The sequence below is a fragment of the Paenibacillus sp. CMAA1364 genome, from assembly GCF_054373195.1.
This window is the reverse complement of record NZ_JBITNB010000036.1, coordinates 1-24004: the sequence shown is the minus strand read 5'-3', so window position 1 is coordinate 24004 and position 24004 is coordinate 1. Positions and strand designations below refer to the sequence as shown.

The 24004-nt window shown below is 39.0% G+C and carries 21 protein-coding genes and 1 riboswitch; of the genes, 15 read left to right on the top strand and 6 right to left on the bottom strand.

The features are described from left to right. Window positions 1-73: 73 nt before the first annotated feature. Entirely contained in the window at window positions 74-952 is an 879-nt protein-coding gene (locus tag ACH8E3_RS15670; RefSeq protein ID WP_458633577.1) for a SurA N-terminal domain-containing protein, read from the bottom strand. Window positions 953-1227: 275 nt separating this feature from the next. Here ACH8E3_RS15670 and ACH8E3_RS15665 point away from each other — a divergent pair, with 275 nt between their 5' ends. The 10 genes from ACH8E3_RS15665 (at window position 1228) to ACH8E3_RS15620 (ending at window position 13711) form a co-directional block, all read left to right on the top strand. Beyond that, window positions 1228-2277 (top strand): AI-2E family transporter, encoded by a 1050-nt coding sequence (locus tag ACH8E3_RS15665; RefSeq protein WP_458633580.1) that lies wholly within the window; start codon window positions 1228-1230, stop codon window positions 2275-2277. A gap of 83 nt (window positions 2278-2360) precedes the next feature. Then, window positions 2361-3386 (top strand): FUSC family protein, encoded by a 1026-nt coding sequence (locus ACH8E3_RS15660; RefSeq protein WP_458633576.1) that lies wholly within the window; start codon window positions 2361-2363, stop codon window positions 3384-3386. A 56-nt stretch (window positions 3387-3442) separates the two neighbouring features. Then, a complete protein-coding gene (locus ACH8E3_RS15655; protein WP_458633579.1) occupies window positions 3443-5227 on the top strand; it encodes an adenine deaminase in 1785 nt (594 codons plus the stop codon). Window positions 5228-5385: 158 nt separating this feature from the next. After that, a complete protein-coding gene (gene helD / locus ACH8E3_RS15650) occupies window positions 5386-7734 on the top strand; it encodes an RNA polymerase recycling motor HelD (RefSeq protein WP_458633575.1) in 2349 nt (782 codons plus the stop codon). 83 nt (window positions 7735-7817) lie between these two features. Beyond that, entirely contained in the window at window positions 7818-9011 is a 1194-nt protein-coding gene (locus ACH8E3_RS15645) for an MFS transporter (protein WP_458633574.1), read from the top strand. Window positions 9012-9110: 99 nt separating this feature from the next. Then, window positions 9111-9461 (top strand): nitrous oxide-stimulated promoter family protein, encoded by a 351-nt coding sequence (locus tag ACH8E3_RS15640; protein WP_458633573.1) that lies wholly within the window; start codon window positions 9111-9113, stop codon window positions 9459-9461. A 205-nt stretch (window positions 9462-9666) separates the two neighbouring features. Next, a riboswitch (glycine riboswitch) is annotated at window positions 9667-9762 on the top strand. 151 nt (window positions 9763-9913) lie between these two features. Further along, a complete protein-coding gene (locus ACH8E3_RS15635; RefSeq protein WP_458633572.1) occupies window positions 9914-11260 on the top strand; it encodes an alanine/glycine:cation symporter family protein in 1347 nt (448 codons plus the stop codon). 85 nt (window positions 11261-11345) lie between these two features. Further along, window positions 11346-12128 (top strand): AAC(3) family N-acetyltransferase, encoded by a 783-nt coding sequence (locus ACH8E3_RS15630; RefSeq protein WP_458633571.1) that lies wholly within the window; start codon window positions 11346-11348, stop codon window positions 12126-12128. 84 nt (window positions 12129-12212) lie between these two features. After that, on the top strand, window positions 12213-12977 hold the full coding sequence (locus tag ACH8E3_RS15625) for an HAD-IIB family hydrolase (RefSeq protein WP_458633570.1): 765 nt from the start codon (window positions 12213-12215) through the stop codon (window positions 12975-12977). After that, window positions 12974-13711, top strand: coding sequence for a nucleotidyltransferase family protein (locus tag ACH8E3_RS15620; protein ID WP_458633569.1), 738 nt, complete (start codon window positions 12974-12976; stop codon window positions 13709-13711). Before ACH8E3_RS15625 ends, ACH8E3_RS15620 begins: the two co-directional genes overlap by 4 nt. A 357-nt stretch (window positions 13712-14068) precedes the next feature. On the opposite strand, the gene ACH8E3_RS15615 is transcribed toward ACH8E3_RS15620, so the two are convergent. Continuing rightward, entirely contained in the window at window positions 14069-16543 is a 2475-nt protein-coding gene (locus ACH8E3_RS15615; protein WP_458633568.1) for an FAD-dependent oxidoreductase, read from the bottom strand. A 3-nt stretch (window positions 16544-16546) separates the two neighbouring features. Then, window positions 16547-16834 carry an ArsR/SmtB family transcription factor gene (locus tag ACH8E3_RS15610; RefSeq protein ID WP_458633567.1) on the bottom strand — a complete coding sequence of 96 codons (288 nt, stop codon included), beginning with the start codon at window positions 16832-16834 and terminating at the stop codon, window positions 16547-16549. Window positions 16835-17027: 193 nt separating this feature from the next. Between ACH8E3_RS15610 and fur the strand changes: the two genes are divergently transcribed. Together fur and ACH8E3_RS15600 are read left to right on the top strand one after the other, a co-directional pair. Then, complete coding sequence (gene fur / locus ACH8E3_RS15605; RefSeq protein WP_458633578.1) at window positions 17028-17498, top strand: ferric iron uptake transcriptional regulator; 471 nt, start codon at window positions 17028-17030, stop codon at window positions 17496-17498. Between the two features lie 265 nt (window positions 17499-17763). Further along, window positions 17764-18279 (top strand): NUDIX domain-containing protein, encoded by a 516-nt coding sequence (locus ACH8E3_RS15600; RefSeq protein WP_458633566.1) that lies wholly within the window; start codon window positions 17764-17766, stop codon window positions 18277-18279. An 87-nt stretch (window positions 18280-18366) separates the two neighbouring features. Here the strand turns inward: ACH8E3_RS15600 and ACH8E3_RS15595 are convergent, their stop codons facing one another. Then, entirely contained in the window at window positions 18367-18744 is a 378-nt protein-coding gene (locus ACH8E3_RS15595) for a hypothetical protein (protein ID WP_458633565.1), read from the bottom strand. Between the two features lie 104 nt (window positions 18745-18848). Here ACH8E3_RS15595 and ACH8E3_RS15590 point away from each other — a divergent pair, with 104 nt between their 5' ends. Both ACH8E3_RS15590 and ACH8E3_RS15585 read left to right on the top strand, forming a co-directional pair. Then, window positions 18849-19496 carry an HAD family hydrolase gene (locus ACH8E3_RS15590; RefSeq protein WP_458633564.1) on the top strand — a complete coding sequence of 216 codons (648 nt, stop codon included), beginning with the start codon at window positions 18849-18851 and terminating at the stop codon, window positions 19494-19496. Window positions 19497-19776: 280 nt separating this feature from the next. Continuing rightward, window positions 19777-20289 carry a hypothetical protein gene (locus ACH8E3_RS15585; protein WP_458633563.1) on the top strand — a complete coding sequence of 171 codons (513 nt, stop codon included), beginning with the start codon at window positions 19777-19779 and terminating at the stop codon, window positions 20287-20289. A 79-nt stretch (window positions 20290-20368) separates the two neighbouring features. Here the strand turns inward: ACH8E3_RS15585 and ACH8E3_RS15580 are convergent, their stop codons facing one another. Continuing rightward, window positions 20369-21913, bottom strand: coding sequence for a glycosyltransferase family 2 protein (locus ACH8E3_RS15580; protein WP_458633562.1), 1545 nt, complete (start codon window positions 21911-21913; stop codon window positions 20369-20371). Beyond that, window positions 21910-23013: a tetratricopeptide repeat-containing glycosyltransferase family 2 protein gene (locus ACH8E3_RS15575; RefSeq protein WP_458633561.1), complete on the bottom strand. Its 1104-nt coding sequence runs from the start codon at window positions 23011-23013 to the stop codon at window positions 21910-21912. The genes ACH8E3_RS15580 and ACH8E3_RS15575 overlap by 4 nt, the downstream gene beginning before the upstream one ends. Before the next feature lie 184 nt (window positions 23014-23197). On the opposite strand from ACH8E3_RS15575, the gene ACH8E3_RS15570 reads away from it, so the two are divergent. Then, a partial coding sequence (locus ACH8E3_RS15570) for a collagen-like repeat preface domain-containing protein (RefSeq protein ID WP_458633560.1) occupies window positions 23198-24004 on the top strand: 807 nt, incomplete at its 3' end.

Below are 24004 nucleotides of genomic sequence, written 5' to 3'. Positions count from 1 at the left end.
TACAAAAAAAGGGGCCCCTAGCCATTTTCATGACTTATGGGACAGCCCCTTTTTGTAAAGAAGGAATAGTATATTATTTAACAGGCGCATCCGCAGGTACTTTATCTGTTACCGGAGCTTCTTCTGTCTTTAAAGTATTCTTGATATCAGCGTTTGTTTTGAGGTCAGCAATCCATTTCGATGATAATTCTGATAATTGTTGAGTAGTTAACATTTCTTTAATATCAGCTGTAGATTTCTCTAATGTCGCGTCACCGAAGGATGCTTTATTCGTTTCATAGTATGCTTTGATATCCTCATCAGTTACTTTAACTTGTGGCTCTACTAATTTACGGATTTTTACTTGGATTTGCATTTCTTCTTTCAGGTTCTCCAAGGTCATACCCATTTGAGTAAGTGCTGCGTTAAATTCTTCTTCAGTTCCGAAGTTCTTCTTAATGGTGTCTAATTCTTGTGTCACATCTGCTTCCGTCACTGTAACCTTTGATTTCGTAACTTCTTGTTCAATAAGCTCTTCAGTAATCAAGTTGTCCAAAGTTTGAGGTCCACCAAGCTTAACCAGTTGGTCATATAGCGTATCTTTGGTTATTTCAGTACCATTCACGGTTGCAACAGCTTCATTTCCACCATTGTTAGCAAAAGGCGGTTTGATAAGAACGATTACTAGAATGACTGCTAGAAGGAGGGAAAGACCCATCCATAGCTTAGAGCCATTGTTTGAAGGTGGCACATTCATGTGAGAATCTGGGTTTGTTGTATCCTGAAGATGTTGTATGTTTTGAGTATTGTGATTGGACAACAGAATGGCCGCCTCTTCAGAATTCATATCATCGATTACGGGTTGGTCCTCAATGATTTCAAGTTTGTTTGGCTCTAGATGTTCTTCCTTTGTTCCTACAGGTTCAATTTCAAATGCTTCTAATTCCTTATTCTCTTGTTCTTTGTCAGTCATAAATTTGTAATCCCCCTTAAAGTAATTGCGCAAATCATATTCTATACTATAGTCTAGCAGAGGTCGAAGTTTCAATCCTTAAGAGATAATAAAAATAAAAGAATATATTTAAGGTTTTTTTAATTTAACTGGAAATCCGATGTTTTAGGCATGTCATATGTAGACTATCCAACGTCGTGAATGTAATGATACAATAGAGTGAATTATAAACATAGGTAAGTGTAACGTTCTTTTTGTCTATAAAATATCGAATATAGGGAGCCAAGTCTTACGTGATGACATCTTTTAAGGAAACACTTCAATTGCCAGCTGTGAAAAGAATAATTGTTCTAGCAACACTAATTATATTCCTTTATTTATTTAGAAGCATGATGAATCTATTGTTAATTACATTCATTATTACTTATTTGGTGAATCGCGCACACTCATTTCTAAGTAGAAAGGTTCCGAATAGACTAAGAATCAATGGTATTGTATTGGTTATTATTCTTTATGTCTTAGTATTGGGTGTTCTAATCATAGGGACTTACAAATATGCTCCTAAATTGATCTCACAATTAAATGATCTTGTTCAACAAGTGATTTCATTCTATAGTAAACCGTTTGAACCCACAGATAACAGAATAATGAACTATATCATGGAGACTATTCGAAAGATTGATGTGGTTAGTTATGTCGATCAAGGCGTAAGTATCATTATGAAGACTATTTCTGACATTGGAAAATGGAGTTTCAATATCGCAATCGCTTTAATTATGAGCTTGTTTTTCATGCTGGAAAAAGAAAAGGTAACCAACTTCACATCGAAATTTAAGGAAAGTAAATTTGCTTATTTCTACGATGAACTAACATACTATGGTAAGAAATTCATTTTCTCATTTGGCAAAGTAATCGAAGTTCAATTTCTTATCTCCATTATTAACTGCTTAGTCTCAACGTTATTTCTTTGGATGATGGGATTCCCTAATTTATTTGCTCTTGCGATTATGATCTTTCTTCTAGGACTAGTTCCTGTTGTAGGGGTGTTTGTATCATTAGTTCCATTGTGTGCGATTGCCTTTAAGATGGGTGGAATGATTAGTGTTGTCTATGTATTACTTATGGTGGCTGCATTACATGCCTTCGAAGCTTACTTCATGAATCCGAAGTTTATGTCGTCGAAGACACATCTACCTATATTCTACACATTTACTGTTCTTATTGTTTTTGAACATTTCCTAGGGGTATGGGGACTTATTCTTGGTGTTCCAATATTTATGTTTATTCTTGATCTGTTGGAAGTTCCAGTGTTAGATACGGATAAGAAGAAAATTGGTATTCTGTGAAATGGAAGACATCTAGCTGCCGCTTGAAAATAATACTATGAGGGTAGTATATGGATAACTTGTTGTGAAGGAGAGTGATGACTGTGAATTTTGGTGCGCGTATGCTTAAAACAGGGATCGCGGTTACTCTCGCTCTATATCTTAGCTCTTGGCTTCAACTCTCGCCTCCTGTCATTGCGGCTGTTGCAGCCATATTTGCAATGCAACCATCCATCTATCGTTCATGGAAATATTTCTTGGATCAAATACAGACGAATACGTTAGGTGCCATCATTGCGATGCTAGCGGGATATTATTTCTCCAATGAGCCGATTGCGATTGGTCTTGTGTGTATCTTTGTTATTATGATTTGTCTCAAATTCAAAATGGTCGACACGATCGGATTGACGCTTGTAACTGTTATTTCTGTTATGGAAGCCTCTGGACAATGGCAATTTGCATTAAATCGATTCTCACTGAGTATCATCGGAATCATATCAGCATTTCTTATCAATATCCTTGTCTTGCCACCTAAACCGAGACAACAGTTAAAGAGTCAAATTCATGGCATATTTGAGCATATGTCGTTGTTGTTGCGTACCTCTATTTCAGATGAGATGAGAGAACATATTTTTAGAGACGAGAAGAATAATTTGGATCGGGAGATTACGAGTCTTTCTGAGAAATATTCATTGTTTGAAGAAGAGATTAAGAAGATGAAGAAGAAATCCCTAAGTGAAACTAGACATATTGTTGTGTATAGGCAAATGTTAAATACATTACGTAAGGGTCAGGAACTTCTAGAAGCGATAGGGGAACATTATTTCCAATCTGATCGGTTAGCAGGTACGGATCAAGAGTTCATGCACGAGATTGACATGTTAATCAAATTCCACGAACATATTCTTCTGAAGCTTGACCATAAATTAAAACCGAACACTTCAGAGGCTTTATTCATGGAAGAATCGGGCGATGATTTTATCAAAAAAAATATTAAGCACGATATAGAACAAGAAGGAAGTCGTTCTTTCCGATTAACGATTGTGGCAGCATCCATGTATGATTATGGTCATCAGTTGAATAGACTTAATAGATTAGTTGATAACTATTTAAAGAATGAAGATGAGTAGGAGTGTGCATATTGAAATCATTACATCAGTGGGATAGAGGAACGTTAGCAGATTGTATGCCTGAACTTGTTGCGACAGCACGGGGGGATCTAAAGGCTACCCTTGCAATAAAAGATGTGAAGTTAGTTAATGTAATCTCAGGTGAGATTCTTCCGGGCATGTCCATTGCCATACAAGGATCAAGAATAGCCTATGTGGGTAAAGATATTAGTCATACAATAGATAACAATACCGTGATTGTCCAGGCTGAAGGTAAGTATGCGGCACCAGGATTGTTGGATGGTCATTGTCATATTGAGAGTACACAACTGACAGTAACCGAATTCGCTAAGGCAGTATTACCTTTGGGTACGACAGGCGGGTTCTTCGATGCACATGAAATCTCTAATGTGATGGGGCTTGATGGGTTGCGATTCATGCTAGAAGAGGGACGATCTACGCCCTTAGCCGCATATATGCAAGTAGCATCTTGTGTACCTTCCACACATCCTGATCTAGAGACGACAGGAGCATCCATCGGGCCAGAAGAAGTCAGAGAAGCCTTAAGTTGGGGACCAGATATAATTGGATTAGGGGAAGTGATGAATTTCCCAGGTGTTGTCTATGGTGATGAACGAATGATTCGTGAGATTCAAGAGACGTTACGTGCAGGCAAATATGCTGACGGTCACTTCACATGGAAATCGGATGATTGGCGTTTACCTGTCTATGCCGCGAGCGGGGTAAGTGGAGATCATGAGTGTGTAACGAAAGAAGACGTCATCGAACGCATTCGACTGGGCATGTATGCGAAGATGCGTCAAGGATCCGCTTGGCACGACGTGGCTGAGACGATCAAGGCACATACCGAGAATGGATTGGATACAAGACGGATGATGTTGGTCACAGATGATCGTAGTTCTGAATCGTTGCTAAGAGAAGGACATATTAATTTCGTAGTAAGACATGCCATAGCACAGGGCGTGAAGCCGGTGATTGCCTTCCAGATGGCCACGATTAATACGGCTGAACGATTCGGCTTATCTAGAGATATTGGATCCATCACCCCAGGATCTTGTGCAGATATCATATTGCTGGACGGAAATATTGCTGATGTGGATGTCGTGATGACGATTGCTGCCGGTCGTATTGTGGCTGAGAATGGGAAGATGATTGCAACATGGGATGAATATCACATTCCTGACGAGGCATTCACTACTGTACACATGAATAGACAATTGTCGGAAGAAGACTTCAAGATTGTAGCACCTATTGCGGATGGATATGTATTCGTAAGAGCGATTGAAGTGATTGAGAATCATGTGGATACGCGTGAGCGTAAAGTTGAGGTGGTCGTGCGGGATTCCTACGTAGATATAGAGGGTGCAGATGATTTGTGCAAAATGGCTGTCTTTGAGCGTCATGGTATAAATGGTGGACAATCCATCGGAATTGTGAAAGGAATTGGATTGAAAGTTCCTGCAGCAATTGCCATGACCGTTGCACATGATAGTCACAATTTAACCGTTATTGGGAATGATGATCTTCTTATGACTAAAGCAGGAAACCTTGTTGCGCAAATGCAAGGAGGGGTAGTTATGATAATAGGTGATGAGGTCACATCATTCCCACTGCCTGTTGGTGGATTGATGTCTCCCGAGCCTTTTGAGACTGTAGCGCACCAATCAGAAGCGATAAGTCATGCGCTGTTACGTGCGGGTTGTACATTAAATAATGTATTCATGACATTATCTCTATTGTCATTAGTCGTGATTCCCGAAGTTCGACTGTCCGATAAGGGCTTGGTGCGAATATCGGTAGATGGCATTGAGATTATCTCATTGTTTGATGACAGTATTTAGAATAATTAGATTATCTACTCTTGAATTCTAGAGTTGACGAATATACAAACGGATATCATCTGAACATGGTGATATCCGTTTGATTGTTATTGTTCATGAAATGGGAATGCTAAAGGATAGGCTAATTACACATAACATAAGTAAGGAGATGTACATTCATGAGTTCAAGTGATCAGGAATGGCGTGATGAACAGCAACGGGTTGATGAAGTAACCAAGAAAGTGACTAGCAGAATAGATCGTCTTCAACAAGAAGTGGGCACGGTACGTGGTGATGTCGTCGATTTACGTAAGGACTTCTGGGATGAAGTAAGAGTTAACTTCAGTAGTTCAGATGATTTGGGTGAGACTTCAACTGCACTTCGGCAACAATCGCAAGTGTTATCAGATCGTGAACGAAGCCACCTCCATTCTTCTGAATCTTTGAAAAAAATGAAGTTACTCATGAAGTCACCTTATTTCGGTCGAATAGATTTTGTAGAAGATGGATCTGATGCTATCGAGACCATCTATCTGGGTATCACTTCATTTCTAGATAATGATGATAAGACATTCCTTGTCTATGACTGGCGTGCTCCTGTCTCAAGCTTGTATTATGATGGGGCACCGGGTCCAGCTAATTATCAGACACCCATGGGTGTCATGAAAGGCGATATGAAGCTTAAACGTCAATTCGTTATCCGTAATGGCACTATTGAAGTGTTATTTGATACAGGTGAAACGATAGGGGATGAGCTACTTCAGCAGGTTCTAAGCCATAGTGCAGACCATCAGATGAAGAGTATTGTGGCAACAATTCAAAAAGAACAGAATACCATTATTCGGGATGAAAAGAGTCGGATGTTGGTTGTTCAGGGTTCGGCAGGTAGCGGTAAGACATCTGCTGCGCTTCAACGAATCGCATACTTATTATATAAACATCGTGCTAATTTAAGAGCGGATCAAGTTATATTGTTCTCCCCTAATCCATTATTCAATAGTTACGTATCATCCGTACTTCCTGAATTAGGGGAAGATAATATGCAACAGACAACATTTCAAGCCTATTTGGATTTCAGATTAGCTAAGGATTTCGAACTAGAGGATGTCTTCTCCCAGATAGAATCATTATTAAAGATAGAAGAAGGCCATGCGCTAGATGTTAAGCGTGCAGCTATTAATTATAAATCTTCGTCCTTATTCCTAGATGTTATTAATCAATATAAACAATATCTAGAGACAACAGGTATGATGTTTCGGCCCATTCGGTTTCAGGGAAGGTTAATTATATCAGCAGACAAGATGAGGGAGAAGTTCTATAGCTTTGATCCTGCTGTGAAGTTAGCCAATCGAATTGAACTTATGCAGGAATGGATGTTGAAGGAACTTACATTATTTGCACGCAAGGAAAGAGAAGCACCTTGGGTGGATAATCAGATTGATCTTTTGAGCCCTGATGAGTATCAGAAGGCTTACACGCAAATTAGACGTAAACAGCATGCAAGGAAGGATAGCTTCGATGGCTATGATCAAGAACGAAATCTACTCGCTAGAATGATTGTGAATGAATGGTTAAAACCTGTTCGCAAATGGATTAAAAGAAAACGATTTGTGGATTCTAAAGGTCTTTATCGAGAACTATTTCAGAGTGAAGAGATCCTTCATAATATTATTGCAATCAACGATATTCCTGAATATTGGTATGAAATAAGTGAGAATACGTTACATGACCTGAAAAGTGGTAAGTTGCCATATGAGGATGCGACACCTTATTTATATTTATATGAATTAGTTCAAGGATTTCAGACGAATAATCTTATTCGATATGTATTCATAGATGAAGTGCAGGATTACTCCCCATTCCAACTTCATTATTTAAAAGAGTTATTTCCTCGCGCTCGAATGACCGCACTTGGAGACTTGAATCAGGGCATTTATGCACATGCATCTGTTCTGGGGAGTATGGATTCGCTACAACAGTTGTACGGTGCACAGAATACTGAAATGATCAATCTCCATCGAAGTTACCGTTCAACCTATGAGATTGTGGATTTCACTCGTAGTATGATCCCAGGTGGAGAGCGTATTATTCCCTTCAATAGACAAGGTGAACAGCCTTTAGTCATCGTAGAGAGTGACGTTGATAAGCTCCATCAGAAGATTATTGCAGATGTTACATCACTACATGCATCAGGATTTGAACATACGGCGATTATCTGCAAGACACTCGAAGAGAGCGAACAAGTATATGAATCTTTAAAAGATGATTTAACACTGAAAAAAATAACGAAAACAACACCAACGTATGTGCTAGGGACATTAGTGATTCCTTCTTACTTAGCTAAGGGAGTTGAGTTCGACGCAGTAATCATCTATAACGCTTCGAACGAGATTTACACGCGCGAGAGTGAAAGGAAGTTGTTCTATACGGTCTGTACACGTGCAATGCATCTGCTCCATATATACAGCTTAGGTGAACCAAGTCATTTCATTACAGATATGGATTCGAAGAAATATCGTGTGATGTAACTAAATATTTTCCAAATGAATATGAACACAGCAATTAAACCACAATAGACATGTCTACATCATCTCAAAGGTGGTTTAATTCAATGGAGAATAAGAAATGGGATTTAGTAGCATTAGCTTCCATACCCCTCATCATGACGCTGGGTAACTCCATGTTGATTCCTATACTGCCTCAAATATCACGTGAACTTCACATCAGTTCCTTCGAAGTAAGTATGTTGATAACGGTATATGCGTTAGTGGCGATCCTATTTATTCCGATTGCAGGATACCTTTCGGATCGGTTCGGTAGGAAAAAAATCATTATTCCAAGTCTTATCATAGCAGCAGCAGGGGGTGTAGTCTCTGCGGTTGCTTCTTCTTTATTCACGGATAACTTGGCATACTGGATTATATTGGTAGGTAGGGTTTTGCAGGGGATTGGTGCGGCAGGTGCTTTTCCGATCGTCATTCCATTAGTAGGAGATATGTTCGATAAAGAAGAGGATGTCAGTCACGGGCTTGGCATTATCGAGACGGCCAACACATTTGGAAAGGTGATCAGCCCAATTTTGGGCGCTTCACTAGGTATGGTTCTGTGGTATTTGCCTTTTATCAGCATTCCTATTCTTTGTTTAATATCCCTATTCCTCGTAATATTTCTAGTTCGTACTCCGCAGAACAACAAGACCAACGTATCTTTGAAAAATTTCCTAATTGGAACGAAAGATATTTTGAAAGAAAAAGGACGTTGGGTTTATGCAATATTTGCTGTGGGTTGCATAAGTATGTTCATCTTATTTGGAGTGCTATTCTATTTGTCGGAGACATTAGAGTCTGAATATAAACTTGTAGGCGTGATCAAGGGTTTGGTGCTAGCGATCCCCCTTGCGCTGTTATGTGTATGCTCATACATCAGTGGGAAAGTTATTGGTCAGAATAAAATTATGATGAAATGGATTGGATTTTCGGGAATGGCTTTATTAACGATATGCTTATTCATCATAGGTTTTAGTAATCAGATTGTTTTTGTTATTAGTATGTTTTCATTTTGTGGTGCGGGAATTGGATTTGTTCTTCCGTGCATGGATACGCTGATAACGGAGGGAATTGAGAAAGAACAGCGTGGAACCATTACTTCTCTATATGGCAGCATGAGATTTATAGGGGTATCATTGGGACCACCCGTTATATCCTTGTTACATCATATGAATCACTGGATTATTTTTGGGATGTTGGCTGTTGTGGCAGCTATTGGCGGGTTATTAACTCTATTTGCTGTCAAACCGTCTGAATAAGAAGATAGTTGAACCCATATATGAGATAAAGTTAATATGACGGCATATTAAATCTGACTATAATGATAGGATCACATGAGAGAGAGGTGTGTATCCATTTTGATAAGCAATATTGGACCACGTATCACCAGAGAAAAAGACATTGTGTCTATTATGGTTCATAAGTATTGTACTGGACAAAAACACAGCGGATATGATAAGGGCAAAGATGGAGCGAACCGATTATGTCCTTCTTGCAAAGATCTACTTCAATATGCTCATACACGATTATCACGTTGTCAATTCGGTGAGAATAAGACGACATGTGGACGTTGTCCAATTCATTGTTATAAGCCACAACGACGAGTAGAAATTAAAGAAGTTATGAGATATGCGGGACCACGTATGTTATGGACACACCCCATTGAATCACTTCGTCATGCACTGGATGGTAAGATGAAATTAAGATAAAAACATAAGTAACAACGTGATATCATGATGTATTTAGGGAAAGAATAATCCCATTCACAAACTGTTCACTTGTGAATGGGATTGTTCTATAGGTATAATAATAAAAATTTCATATAGCTGGATGATATTTACGGGAGATGGAATCGAAACTTCCAACCGAAGGGGCAAAGCTCTCAGGTGCTTAGTAATAAGCGGGACCGTAAATGGACAGAACTCTGGAGAGACCCTAAATAGGGCGCCGAAGGTGCAAGGTGGATTATAATCCGCTTAAACTCTCAGGCAAAAGGACAGAGACAGGTTAATTAAATGGTGATAGCACCTTTGTTAAGTGAATTATTTCACTTGGATTGGGTTGTTTGTGTTATCACATATCCTGTACCTCTCTCTAAGAGTCCAAATCAATTGATTTGGCTCTTTTTTGTTACTAAAATCGATTGAGGGAGTGGGTAAGGATGATGGAAATGTTAGAAAAGATGGATAGCTGGGTATGGGGACCACCGTTGTTGATTCTAGTCATGGGAACGGGAATATGGTTAACCATTCGATTGAATTTAATTCAAGTATTACGATTACCGATGGCAATCAAGTTGATTGGTAAATCACCTAATGATGGCAATGGGGATGTTAGTAGCTTCGGGGCATTAAGTACAGCTCTCGCTGCAACTGTAGGTACAGGTAATATTGTTGGGGTAGCTACAGCTATTAAAATGGGTGGTCCGGGCGCCTTGTTCTGGATGATTGTTGCTGCATTCTTAGGGATGTCAACGAAATATGCAGAAGGATTATTAGCGGTTAAATATCGTACCATTGATAAGAATGGACAGTATTCTGGTGGACCGATGTATTATATTGAGAAAGGACTAGGACCTCGATTCAAACCTTTAGCCATTATGTTCGCTGCGAGTGGTATTTTAGTAGCTTTGTTCGGGATTGGAACATTTCCTCAAGTCAATGCTATTGTCTCTTCAACACAAGCGAGCTTCGGAGTTCCGGCTGTGGTTACAGCTATTATTCTGGCCATCTTGACAGCAACGGTGACGATCGGTGGAATTAAGAGCATTGCTAAAGTGTCGACAAAAGTGGTTCCTTTCATGTCCATTTTGTATATTATTGCTGCTATTGGCGTTCTTATCACTTTCGCAGATCAACTTCCTAGTGCTATCGCGCTTGTATTCACATCTGCCTTTTCTACGACTGCGGCAACGGGCGGTTTCGTAGGAGCTACGATTATGCTTGCTATGCGAAGTGGTGTAGCTAGAGGGATTTTCTCCAATGAGTCTGGCTTAGGAAGTGCACCGATTGCAGCAGCTGCAGCCAAAACGAAGTGGTCTGCTGAGCAGGGATTAATATCCATGACAGGAACATTTATCGATACGATTATTATATGTAATCTAACGGGATTGACTTTGTTGGTCACTGGAGCATGGAATGGTAACAATGAAGGAGCACTTATGACACAGCAAGCCTTCGCAAGTGCATTCCCCGCTTTTGGAGCCGAATTACTCACCATTTGTCTCGTTCTATTTGCGTTTACAACGATTCTAGGATGGAATTATTATGGAGAACGTTGTGTGGAATATTTAATAGGTGTGAAAGGAATAATGCCATATCGTGTCATATTTATTGCATTAGTCACTTGTGGAGCATTTATGAAGTTAGATGCCATATGGATCATTGCCGATATTGTGAATGCGCTGATGGCCTTCCCCAACTTGATTGCGTTGCTAGGACTATCAGGTGTAGTCGTGTCTGAGACACGATTGTATATGGCGGCTATGCACACCAATAAGAGCAAGTGATCTCCCTTTCCAAGTGAAGATGAGATATACTAGATGTATGAAATTCATCATATATGATTATTGACATAAAGGAGATTATTCATTTATGCATACACATGCTAGTCTACTAGAACAATTGCTTCTAATGGGAGTAGATCAACGAGGAGTCGTTCATGTCCATTCGTCTATGAAAAGTATAGGGGAAGTGGAAGGAGGAGCCGAGATGGTTCTTCAAGTGTTGGAAGAATTCATGGAAGATGGACTACTTGTACTTCCTACACATACATGGGCTAGTATCAATGCAAGCAATCCTACATTCTATGTGGAAGAATCCCCATCTTGTATAGGGATACTACCAGAATTGTTCCGTAAACGCCCGGGAGTTATCCGTTCGTGGCACCCAACACATTCTGTGGCTGCTGTAGGTAAAGATGCCCAATCATTCACTACAGGTGATGAACGATTCGACACTCCGTGTGCTAGAGGTTCTGCATGGGGTAAATTATTAGATCGTCAAGCGACGATTCTGCTAATAGGTGTGGATTTAAAGAGAAATACTTTTATGCACGGTATAGAGGAATGGGTTGATATTCCGGGAAGAATGACCGATGAGCACGAACCATTACAAACCGTTCTAGCTGATGGTACTGTAATTCATGTGCCATCCAGAAGACATTGTGGTTTGTCGTGGTCCGAACATTTCTGGAAGGTCGAGGATGTGTTAGTGAAGCACGGTGCGATGTATTATAGTTCATTCGGTGATGCAGTTGTACGGGTATGTGATACGGTTAAGCTGAATGAGATCCTTACAGAAATGTTACGTGAATCCCCTGATTTATTCTCTGACAATGAGCCTTTGAATGATCATATGCAATCCATGTTTGGATAAGATAGGTGAATAGCCAGCTTCTATTGCAGAAGTTGGCTATTTTGTTGTACGTTTATTTGGAACCAGCAGTAGGAGGCGAATATTTTGAAGTTTGTATTTGATTTAGATGGGACGATTTGTTTCAAGGGACAACCGATCTCGCAACGGCTAGTACAACGTTTAGAGCTATTAATGGTTGAGGGACATGAAGTGATATTTGCTTCAGCACGTCCTATTCGAGATATGCTTCCTGTTGTCGATTCAAGGTTCCATAATCATATTTTAATAGGTGGCAATGGTTCGCTTGTATCTATAGAAGGGCAATTAGTACATGTGAACTCGTTTACTATAGAACAAATCCAGCTGATTATGGAGCTTGTTCGATCCTATGAGGCTACCTATTTAATCGATAGTGACTGGAATTATGCGTATAATGGAGCCATAGATCATCCTATTTTAAATAACGTGGATTCTATGAAATTGGCTGAAAAGGTATCGATCGATACTCTTGGCAATATCGTTAAAATCCTAATATTATCGGCGACAAATCTGGAACGATTATCTGAAGAGTTATTGAAGCTTGATGTAGTTGTACATAAACATAAAGATGAACAACTGCTTGATATCAGCCCTAAGAATATTCATAAATGGAGTGCTTTACAACGTGTAGGAGTAGAGGAACAACAATTTATAGCTTTTGGAAATGATGCCAATGATATTAGTATGTTTCAAAAGGCAGTATACTCCATTAGAATAGGACATCATCCCGAATTGGGTAAATATGCTACCAAGACGATTTCGCTTGAAGCAAATGTTGAACAATGTATTATAAATACTATAGATGAGCTATCCGAAAGGAGACTAAGATGATCGCGTTGATTCTGGCTGCGGGCTATGCAACAAGGCTATACCCACTCACCTTAGATAAACCTAAATCTTTGTTGCCCATTGGCAAACAGAGTATCTTAGATTATATGATAGATGAATTAGAACAACTTGAAGAAATAACCCAAATCTATATTGTTAGTAACGATAAGTTCTACCAAGCGTTTGTAGATTGGCGTGAATCAAGAGTGACGGATGCAAGAATACGTATTATTAATGATGGTACCACTACAGTAGAGAACAAATTAGGGGCAGTTGGGGATATCCACTATGTGATTGAGAAAGAGCATATAGAAGAGGATCTTATGGTGTTAGCGGGTGATAATATATTTACCTTTGATTTGCGAGACTATATTCAATTCTTTTATAAGGAAGACAGGGATAGCGTTCTAGTTCAGCAATTAGATAAATTACAAGACTTGCAAAGAGTGGGCGTCGTAGAATTAGATCATGAACAAAACGTATTATCCTTTGAGGAGAAGCCTGTTCATCCAAAAACGAATATGGGTGTGTTCGCCATATATATTTATAGAAAAGATACATTACCGTTATTCGATCAATATTTAAACGAGGGGCATAATCCAGATGCGCCTAGCTATTTCCCGGAATGGTTACATTCTCGGAAAGAGATCAAAGCATATAGAGCTGACGGAAAAAGTTATGATATTGGGACACATCAAGCCTATCATGAAGTTCAGGAACTTTTTGCAAAGGAATGATTTGAAAGAGGTTTCTCTAAAAGTCATGAAATGACTAGGGGCAACCATTTATTTGTAGGAGAAAGTTAGTTGCTCTGAGAGGACGCCCCGCGAACGGACCATTTCTCCAATCGCTGTGGTCTCCAAATTTCTTGATTGAAACCGCTCAGCGGTTGAAATTCGCAGACCAAGGCGACCGCTATCGCTTTTACGAAATCGTTCCGTCCTCGGCGCTACTTTATGTTTGTCTTTCAACTATTCAACTCAAAATAACACAAAAAAAATCGCTCCTTTTGGTAAAATGGCAGCAAATTGAACCATTTCAAAAGGAGTGATTTCTTTGTATGTTCAATATATTGTCAATTACATATCTGTAGACTAGATGAACAGATTAATACCAGATTGGTCGGCTTTTCCTAAGTAATACCCAACGCCACCGATCTGAACATCATCAATTAATTCTTCACGTGCGATACCCATAAGATCCATGGACATTTGGCAAGCTACAATCTCAACCCCTTGCTCGATGGCTGTATCGATTAGATCCTCTAGTGAGAGAATGTTATTCTTTTTCATAATGCCACGAATCATTTTAGGGCCCATGCCCATCATATTCATTTTGGACATGGATAATCTGCGACTTCCACGAGGTAACATCGCTCCGAACATTCGGCCAATAAAGTTTTTGTTGACAGCTACTTTATCATGTTTGCGAATAACCGTCAGACCCCAGAAGGTGAAGAACATCGTAACTTTTTTACCACTAGCTGCTGCACCATTGGCAATAATAAAGGAAGCGATAGCTTTATCTAGTTCCCCACTGAATACAACCATCGATGTACCTTCACTAGTCGAAGTAACCGCACTAACAGATGCTTGTGTTGCTACATCATTGGACTTTTTTTTTAGGTAGGCTTCGATCAAGCCATTAGAAGTTTTATTCACCTGAAGGATAAGGTTATTGGACATTTGTGCCCATGATTTCACATCTTCATAGAATCCAGGATCAGATGCGATCACGCGCAGCACGTCACCATCTTTTAATTGCTCCATCTTATTTTTTAATTGAATAAGAGGCCCAGGACAGCATAGACCACATGCATCAAGTTCTGCATCGAATTGGATTGTACTATCTTGAGTAACAGCTAATTCTTCCTTCACCTGTATGATAGGATTTATGGGTGGAACCTGAGATTTCAGTGTTGGCGTATAATTCGCCATTTGATAGGTCTTATAACCACCTGTGAGATTGCGAACCTTGAATCCCCGTTGTGTTAATATTCTTGAAGCGGTATACCCACGAAGTCCAACTTGGCAATACACCCAGATTTCTTTATTAGGATCTAGTAGGTGTAAATGGTTCCGAAGACTATCCACCGGAATGAGCAATGAATCTGGGATATGCCCATTCAGATGTTCGATCTCAGATCTAACATCCACCAGCATGGTATTCGCGGTATCTCGAGATTCTAAATCGCTTGGTACAAAGACGGATGTTCTGTTCTTCAATACATTCTCAGCTGTGTATCCAGCCATATTAACCGGATCTTTTGCAGAAGAATACGGTGGAGCATAACTAAGTTCAAGTTCTGTTAGATCGGTAACGGTTCCCTTAAAATGGATAACGGTTGCGATATCGTCTATTCTCTTATCTACGCCATCGAAGCCGACAGCTTGAGCACCAAGGATAATACCTTCATCGTTAAATAGAAGTTTGATTGACAATGGTGTAGCCCCAGGGTAATAAGATGCATGTGAACTTGGATGAACATAGGTGACATGGTAAGGGATGTTTAAACGTTGTAATGTTTTCTCATTATTACCAGTAGCTGCACCGGTTAGACCGAAGACTTTAATGATCGATGTTCCTTGTGTACCCTTATATTTTGTGCCTAATCCACAAATGTTATCGGCTGCGATTCGGCCTTGTTTATTTGCTGGACCAGCCAGTGGAATGGCCGTTTTACTACCATTGATATAATCTACGACTTCAATAGCATCACCGACGGCATAGATATTCTCAATATTCGTTTCTAGTTTGTCGTTTACAACGATATGACCGCGTGGGCCAAATTCCAATCCACTTGTTTTTAAGAAATTAGTATCAGGTGTTACCCCAATTGCAAGAATGACCATATCGCTTGAGAGTACATCTCCATTTGCTAAATGAACATCGATTGCACCTGCTGTTTCCTGAAAGGATTGAACACTGTTAGAGAGCACCAAATGGATCTGATGATCTTCCATTTCCTTCATAAGGACATTAGACATCTCAGCATCAAAAGGTGCAAGAATATGTGATCCTGCTTCAACTAAAGTGACATCCAGACCAATTTCTTTCAGATTCTCAGCCATTTCTACACCAATAAATCCGCCCCCGATGACGACAGCTGAACGTGTTCCTTCTGTTGTAACCTTTTCCTTGATCCGATCCGTGTCCGGAATATTACGAACTTTATAAATTCTAGAACTCTCAATACCTGGTAAGTTAGGTTGAATGGGCTTGGCTCCAGGCGATAGAACGAGGCTATCGTAACTTTCTTCATATACGCCACGATCTTTGCTCTGTACTGTAACTGTCTTTGCGGCTGGATCGATAGAAATGACTTCACTGTTAATCCGAACATCAATGTTAAAACGATTATACATCGCTTCTGGTGTCTGAATTAATAATTTAGAGCGTTCTTTGATGGAATCTCCAATATAGTAAGGAAGTCCACAGTTGGCAAAAGATATATATGAATCTCTTTCGAACATTACGATTTGTACATTTTCATCCAAGCGACGAAGTCGTGCAGCAGCAGAAGCCCCACCAGCGACTCCACCTACGATTAGAACCTTTTTATTAGTCATTATTTATAATTCCTCCCCAAAGAAAGTGTTTATGATGGTCTTAATTCTTGGATCAACGACGCTATAGTTCACCTCAAGACCATGACGGTCCGTCTGGACAATTCCCATAGTACGTAACTTCTGAAGATGTTGAGAGACGGTTGATTGTGGTAAATCTAAACATTCTTGCATATGTGAAACGTTACATGTACCTTGATCTATGAGTCCTCTGACAATACATAAGCGAACAGGATGAGCTAAAGCTTTTAATAGATCAGCTGTTTCGTTATAGGTGGTAAAGTTATTGTCCAATGAAATATTCACCTCCATATTTATTGCTATAACGTAATATTACGATATAACGATTTAAATGACAAGTACATTTTGAATATCTTGATATCACGCTACACTCATGTTATTATCAGATAATAATAATTATAAATAATTGGATGGATAAAATACTTTGAGAATCATGAATAGATGGAGGAGGTGTCGTTGAATTATGATTAAAGAACGCATCGAGGAAATCAGGAAACAATTGATCGACAAAGGGTATAAGCTTACAACGCAAAGAGAAGCTACTGTGAAAGTCTTGCTTGAGCATGAAGAGAATCATTTAACTACAGAGGAAATCTACATGATTGTTAAAGGAATCATTCCCGAGATTGGTATTGCGACAGTGTATCGAACTTTAGAGTTGTTGAAGGAACTTCGTGTCGTTGAGAAGGTTAACTTTGGAGATGGAATCATACGCTTTGACTTACGAAATAAGAATCAAGCCCATTTCCATCATCATTTGATTTGTACGCAATGTGGAGATGTGCAGGAAATTATGGAAGATTGGCTGTTGCCGTTGGAGGTTCGAGTTGCACGTGAGTTTAGTTTTACCGTGACGGATCACATCCTTGATTTCCAAGGCGTATGCCATTCTTGTAAAATCAAATGCATGAATGGAACATGCAAGTCGGTCTCTTGAAATCGATGTTTTATAGGATTCGATTGCTTTGAAAAGGTGTTAAACAGTCAATATGGCTATTTAACACCTTTTTTTGTTTTGAAAAGAATAAAGAAGGAAAGTAATATAATTATAACGAATTAGTAAAAAGGTGCATCAGAAGCTAAGCAAGGCTTCGTAATGGTGGAAATGAAGAGCCTAATGGTCATGACATGAAACGCACAGTCATACAATGATAGAAGATCAGTTCAAACGAGAGTAACAACTATTGGAGGAGAACATGCATATGAGATTAATTCGTGAGATAGACGATTCATTTATGACCCGAGAAGAGATGAATATGCAGGATACGCTATTTAATGTCAGGAAGTCATCAAGAGCTATTGTATCCAACACCTCGAAGAAGGTTGCCATCATTTATGTAACGAAGGATAAATATCACAAACTTCCTGGTGGTGGAATTGAAAAAGGCGAAGATTATATGAGCGCCTTAAATCGAGAATTGATGGAAGAAGCAGGAGTGAAAGTGAATGTCCTTGGTGAAGTTGGTATGATCATCGAGTGCAGGAAAGATCATCGACTTCTACAGATATCGAACTGTTATGCTGCAGAAATGGTTGGTCAATTAGTAGAGCCATCATTAACCAAAGACGAGAAGAGCAAAGGGTTTATATTGAAATGGGTAAATTTAGCCGAAGCCATTGTTTTATTGGAGAATGACCAGCCTAGAAATTATGCTGGAAAGTTTATCAAGGAGAGAGATCTAACATTTTTGAAAGAAGCTGCTCGATTAAATGAATAATTATTTTTTTGATATATATGGTTTTAAAGGCTGTTTCCTGTCACAATGGACAAAGAAACAGCCTTTTTGTAATATTAGTATGAATAATTAGATCAAACGGTATCCATTTGGTAAAGAACTTCGATTTCGAATTTTACGAACTTCATCAACAGTTAATCTTTGATTACTGGAAATCAATGATTCTACATCATGTCCAGCGATAAAATCCTCTAAATCTCGGATATTGTGGTTTCCCCGGAGAATTCGAAAGTTTCCACGGAATCTTGTTCTTGTAAATAGAACTAACGTTGCATTTGAACTAGTAGAGAAGAATTTAAGACTATCTATTCCGTCTAGCACGTTATCAAGATCGCGAATTCCTAAGTTCCCTCTAAGAACACGTCGTGATCCTCTGTAATTCTCCTCTGAATACACGGTAAGACGGGGATAACGCTGTGTTGCAGTACTTTGTTTGGCTTCTATCATATGATCAACCACCTTTCTAATAACATACTATGTTCATAGATATTGAAATGATTGGATGTAAATCTAATAATATAATTACTTTGTTGGTCAGAAGGGATGTTGAAATGAAATATCAAACGGTACTATTTGATTTAGATGGGACACTAACAGATCCAAAGATGGGGATCACACAAGGCGTTCAATATGCCCTTAATAGATTTAATATTATAGAAGATAATTTGGACAAGTTAGAACCTTTTATTGGACCACCTTTATCGCATTCTTTTGCCGAATTCTATGGATTCTCTGAATTAGATTGCAAGAAGGCCATTGGATATTATAGAGAGTATTTCGCAGATCAAGGTCTATATGAGAATAAAGTCTATCCAGGTATGCCAGAATTGCTACATACCCTAGTGGATCAGAAGAGAACATTAATTGTAGCCACATCGAAACCTACGGTATATGCCGAGAAGATCATTCGACATTTCGAAATGCATTCTTTTTTTCAACATATATATGGTAGTAATCTGGATGATACTGGATCTGATAAAAGCGAGATTATTCGAGCGATTATTGTTGAGAATGAGTTAGATACATCTCAGATGATCATGATTGGAGATCGTAAATACGATATCATTGGCGCTAATAACAATGGCATCGCATCAATTGCGGTTGAATATGGTTATGGGAGTCGTGAAGAATTGCTGGAGTGTAACCCAACTTATATTGTGAATACGGTTGAGGAACTGAATAATCTCTTTGTAAATTAAGGTTGTAATTATGAGTAAATGAGAAGTTAGAAATCTAAATAATATGGTATACCCCTCTGTAACTTTAGGGGGGTATTTATAATGTGAGATTTATTGTGAAATAGCAACAATATTAATTTGTATTTGTAACTATATTGCAACGTATGAACCCGGTGAATCGTCTATATTTAAAGAAGAGCAAGCATAAGATGAGCTGGTTCATAATATAATACTCAGGGTAAATAAATAATATAGAAATGAACGGGGAATTTAATACTTACTTATTCAAAGGAGAATTTAGATGAAAAAGAAATCTGCTCTAATTATGATTATGATGATAGTTGTCTTTTTACCGTTTATTACATCCGCAAGTGCGGTCTCATATGAACCTTTACAAATCAAACAAGATACAATAACAGCTTATTTAAAGAATATTGAATTAAACGATGGACAATTCGTTATCCATGCGGATGATGTTCAGTGGTATGAAGGTGAAGCTGCTGATAAGATATTTCTTGAACGTGAGCCAGATGCAGCCGATTTAGAAGGTGCGCCAGATGGTTATTACATTACGAATGATAGCGAACAATATGTAACATATAAGGTATCTCAGAACGTCGAAGTAGAAATGCAAATTTATGATCGTGATGGTACGTATGAAGGAATGGACATCATTTGGAATGAGCACATTTCATTCAATGAGTTGCAAGAGGTTTTTAATAATGATGAGTTAATGGATGCAAGTCAATTCCCATTTCATTTGACGATAGAAGATGGCGTTGTGGTTCGAATTGTTCAACAATATGTGCCATGATCTGAATAGTTAGAATGTACGAAAAGAAGGACTGTTTCCGATGTAAGTTGTCGGCTCAGTCCTTTTTTTATATGATGTATTATTCTATCCACGGTTGCAGGTTAGGAAATTCATCTAATATGGATTCATATTGCTCCTTCCAACCAAATACGCCATGTGGATCAAGCACTTTATACCTTAAGTACTTTTCAAGTCGATCCTGAGGTTGTGACCATCCTAGATGCTTCAATCGAAGGTCAGATAAAGAGTGTGATAACTCGAATATGTTCTCAGGAAATCTACCACAATGCTGAGCTGTTTCTTTCCAATGGAATACAAAATCCTTGTTGTATCTTATGAGAAAGGGGCGGTACATAAGGTGAGACTGCCAATAGCGATCTTCTCTATAATGATCTATGTTCCAAAAATCGAATAAACGAAAGCAAAACAGATCAACATCGGTATCACGAAGCAACGAACGGATTTCTTGTGCAAACCGAGGTTCGAATATTTCATCAGCATCTAGATTTAGAATCCAATCTGGGTCGTATTTCAGAACTTCTTCCCATTGTTGTTTGCGTAGATCGATTTCATTGGAGAACTTGGAAACCTCGTTATGGATCATCCTTAGTGGGATACCCTCGAGTATTTCATAGCATAAATCTACGGTATCGTCGCTACTACCATCATTAATGATGACCGCCTCATCAATATACTTACGGTGTTCTTCAAGTACCTGTCTCAAAAAGCGTTGACTCTCATCTTTCACGACCATGGTAAGCGTTATCCGGGGTTTCTCGTGAATTATATCTGCAGGTTGGGGACTTTTAGAAATACCACAATTATTGATGAAATCAGGTAATTTATCAAGGTCAGAATCTCGATATAGATGGAGTGCTGGATAATGCGTGTCAACATATAATGGGATTCCTAATACCGCAGCTCGAATGCAGAAATGCCGATCTTCACCCCAAAATGAAATGTTATGAATCGGATTAAAGTTAATACCTGATTGTATCGCGTGTTGACTTATTAATGTACAGGCCCCCAACCCTCCTACCTCATACATTCCTGGCTTTCCAAGCTTTGAAATAAATTGTTCGAACCTCAAGGAGATTACTTCTGAGGGTAGGCGCTCCCCAACTTCTTGTTCCCATTGATCATATTCATCCCTCATCCACACTTGTGGTTGAAGCATGGCGTTCGGTTGCCACTGAGTCCAGAATATCTCGGAGATAATATCCTTATTGGTTGCGACCAAATGCTCAATTGTATCCGGATGCAGAATAATATCAGAATCAACTAGAAATAAGTAATCATATTGTTGCTCAGTTGCATGTTGAATTATCCTATTCTTAAAGTTAGCTACTTTCCAGATCAGATTGTTGTTCCATTGATGAGTAGTATCATCCCGAAGATATTCGTCTGAATGTCCAGATGGTTGAAGGAGCGTACGCTCGGATTTAAGGCAGAATTGCTGAAGGATGAGACTTGAATCAGGGTCAATATTATCGTCTATGAAATAATAGTGAAGTTCGATGTGATGCTGATTCAACTGGAGAAGGGCATTTAGGAATTGTTGTAAAATGGCTGGCTTCTGATGAATCGGACTGCCTAATAATACACGCCTTTTCTGATGAATCATAAGGAATCACCAGATGGATGCGCAACTACCTTTTGTAAAATAGATTCTAAATATGTTTTATTTCCGATGACTTTCGGGTCATCTTTACGATATTTCAATGCTTCCTCATTGTGTTTATAGGCTAGCTCATAATTACCCAATCGATCATAGCATACACATAGTTGCAAGTGTGGAAGCCATGTAGAACAAGGATAGTTTTGTAAGGCTAATCGATTAGATTCTATACCAAGTGTAGTAGCTGTTGTATACCAAAAGACAGCATTGTTTATCTGGTCTTTCTGAAGGAAGTGGTAACCAATTCTGCAACAAAAATCTGAACGAGGAGAATCATACGTAAAGGATCTCAAAGCAGATTCTAATTCCTTTTCTGGTTTATTTAGACCGTTATAACAATCTGATAATTTGCCACAAGCTGAAATATTATCTTCAATCCAACCTTCTTTCGTATCTAGAAACATCTCGTAGAATGTGATTGCACGATCATAATTCTGATGGTCTAATAATTCATTTGCGAAATAATAAAGATCACGCGGGGAGAACATCTCACCTTTATTGAACCGTTGCTCATAGATTTGAAGATTTCTATCGCTATCGTGTTCAATGCTACTGTGTGTTACGGCTACATCGCTATCAATGATATAACCACCTACTTCGAGGTATTCATGAACTGCGCCAATCCAGCGGAATTGCTTGCTGCGTTTAACAAGTCGATTTCGTCTTAGACTAGAGGATACATTACCATGAGAGTCGAACGCGAGATGGTACTCCATTGTAACGGAATCAACAGAGGTATCCAAAGTTCGAACTAAATTCTGTAAACGAATATTATCTTTCTCTTTGATAACATCATCTGCATCTAGCCACAGAATATAATCTTTAGTTGCCTGACTAAAAGCATAATTTCGAGCTGCTGCAAAGTCATGGATCCATTTGAAATCTAATATGTTCTCGGTGTATTTTCTTGCTATGGTCTTGGTGAGATCTGTCGAACCTGTATCTACAATTATGATTTCATCGACAACATTAGCAACGGAAGATAGGCAGCGGTCAAGGGTTTGTTCTTCATTTTTAACAATTAAACAAAGACTTATCGTTATCATTTAATCCCTCCAAAAGACTTTTATAGACTGTATGTTTTTATAATGTTTATATGACCGACATAATAATACATTGGACTCTCGTAACAAGTGATCCTCCTTGGAATATGTTATAACATCATTGAATTGTATAGTTCCCAACTTTTGATATGTTAGGACAGATCATCTAAGGAGGAGAAATAATCGTATGACGGAATGTAAGAAAATAAAATGTTACTGTATTCTTAAAAAGAAAAGGAAAGTCAAAAGAAGACCGGGAACGAGGGAATGTAATGAGTTAAGCGATATATTAATTTCGCTTGCTGAAGTAATTTCTCCAGCACTTTCGACTCCGACGGCACAGCATACGGAGAGTTTACAAAAAGTATTGAGACAACTTATGACATTCTTGAACAGTTCAAGATTCTCTGGTCAGAACAGAGCTGGACTTCAATCTATATTAGAGATAACGATTGTTTCTACTGAAGTAAATCCCTTCTCTGTTATAAGTGTGGGAACAAATCTTCAGCAACTACTAGCAGAATTATTAACATTTATAGTTGTTTGGTACATTGACCCAAGGTGCAAGGATAAATTGGTCAGTCAAATAAGGGGTATTCAAGTCAATATTTCAATATCCCTTGGTTTGACAGTTAAAGGTGTAACTGGATCACAAGGTGCACCAGGAGTTACTGGATCGACGGGTACAACTGGAGTCACTGGAGTTACAGGTGCCACTGGAGTAACTGGTGAAAAAGGAACAACGGGGGCGACCGGAGTAACAGGAGTGACTGGATTCACAGGAGTCACAGGTGCAACAGGCATAACAGGATTTACTGGGGTTACCGGCGCTACTGGGGTAACAGGCGTAACAGGTGTAACAGGCGTAACAGGAGTTACTGGTGCTACTGGAATAACTGGTGTAACTGGAGTCACTGGAGTTACAGGCGTAACAGGTGCAACCGGGATAACTGGGGTGACAGGGGAAAGAGGAGCAACGGGAGTTGCTGGATTG

What these genes read in the sequence shown, in the direction of transcription:
- ACH8E3_RS15585 (WP_458633563.1), top strand. Translation starts at nt 19,777, where the DNA reads ATGAAAAAGAAATCTGCTCTAATTATGATTATGATGATAGTTGTCTTT.
- ACH8E3_RS15645 (WP_458633574.1), top strand. Translation starts at nt 7,818, where the DNA reads ATGGAGAATAAGAAATGGGATTTAGTAGCATTAGCTTCCATACCCCTC.
- ACH8E3_RS15670 (WP_458633577.1), bottom strand. Translation starts at nt 952, where the DNA reads ATGACTGACAAAGAACAAGAGAATAAGGAATTAGAAGCATTTGAAATT.
- ACH8E3_RS15575 (WP_458633561.1), bottom strand. Translation starts at nt 23,013, where the DNA reads ATGATAACGATAAGTCTTTGTTTAATTGTTAAAAATGAAGAACAAACC.
- ACH8E3_RS15590 (WP_458633564.1), top strand. Translation starts at nt 18,849, where the DNA reads ATGAAATATCAAACGGTACTATTTGATTTAGATGGGACACTAACAGAT.
- ACH8E3_RS15630 (WP_458633571.1), top strand. Translation starts at nt 11,346, where the DNA reads ATGCATACACATGCTAGTCTACTAGAACAATTGCTTCTAATGGGAGTA.
- ACH8E3_RS15580 (WP_458633562.1), bottom strand. Translation starts at nt 21,913, where the DNA reads ATGATTCATCAGAAAAGGCGTGTATTATTAGGCAGTCCGATTCATCAG.
- ACH8E3_RS15635 (WP_458633572.1), top strand. Translation starts at nt 9,914, where the DNA reads ATGATGGAAATGTTAGAAAAGATGGATAGCTGGGTATGGGGACCACCG.
- ACH8E3_RS15665 (WP_458633580.1), top strand. Translation starts at nt 1,228, where the DNA reads ATGACATCTTTTAAGGAAACACTTCAATTGCCAGCTGTGAAAAGAATA.
- helD (WP_458633575.1), top strand. Translation starts at nt 5,386, where the DNA reads ATGAGTTCAAGTGATCAGGAATGGCGTGATGAACAGCAACGGGTTGAT.
- ACH8E3_RS15595 (WP_458633565.1), bottom strand. Translation starts at nt 18,744, where the DNA reads ATGATAGAAGCCAAACAAAGTACTGCAACACAGCGTTATCCCCGTCTT.
- ACH8E3_RS15620 (WP_458633569.1), top strand. Translation starts at nt 12,974, where the DNA reads ATGATCGCGTTGATTCTGGCTGCGGGCTATGCAACAAGGCTATACCCA.
- ACH8E3_RS15600 (WP_458633566.1), top strand. Translation starts at nt 17,764, where the DNA reads ATGAGATTAATTCGTGAGATAGACGATTCATTTATGACCCGAGAAGAG.
- ACH8E3_RS15615 (WP_458633568.1), bottom strand. Translation starts at nt 16,543, where the DNA reads ATGACTAATAAAAAGGTTCTAATCGTAGGTGGAGTCGCTGGTGGGGCT.
- ACH8E3_RS15655 (WP_458633579.1), top strand. Translation starts at nt 3,443, where the DNA reads ATGCCTGAACTTGTTGCGACAGCACGGGGGGATCTAAAGGCTACCCTT.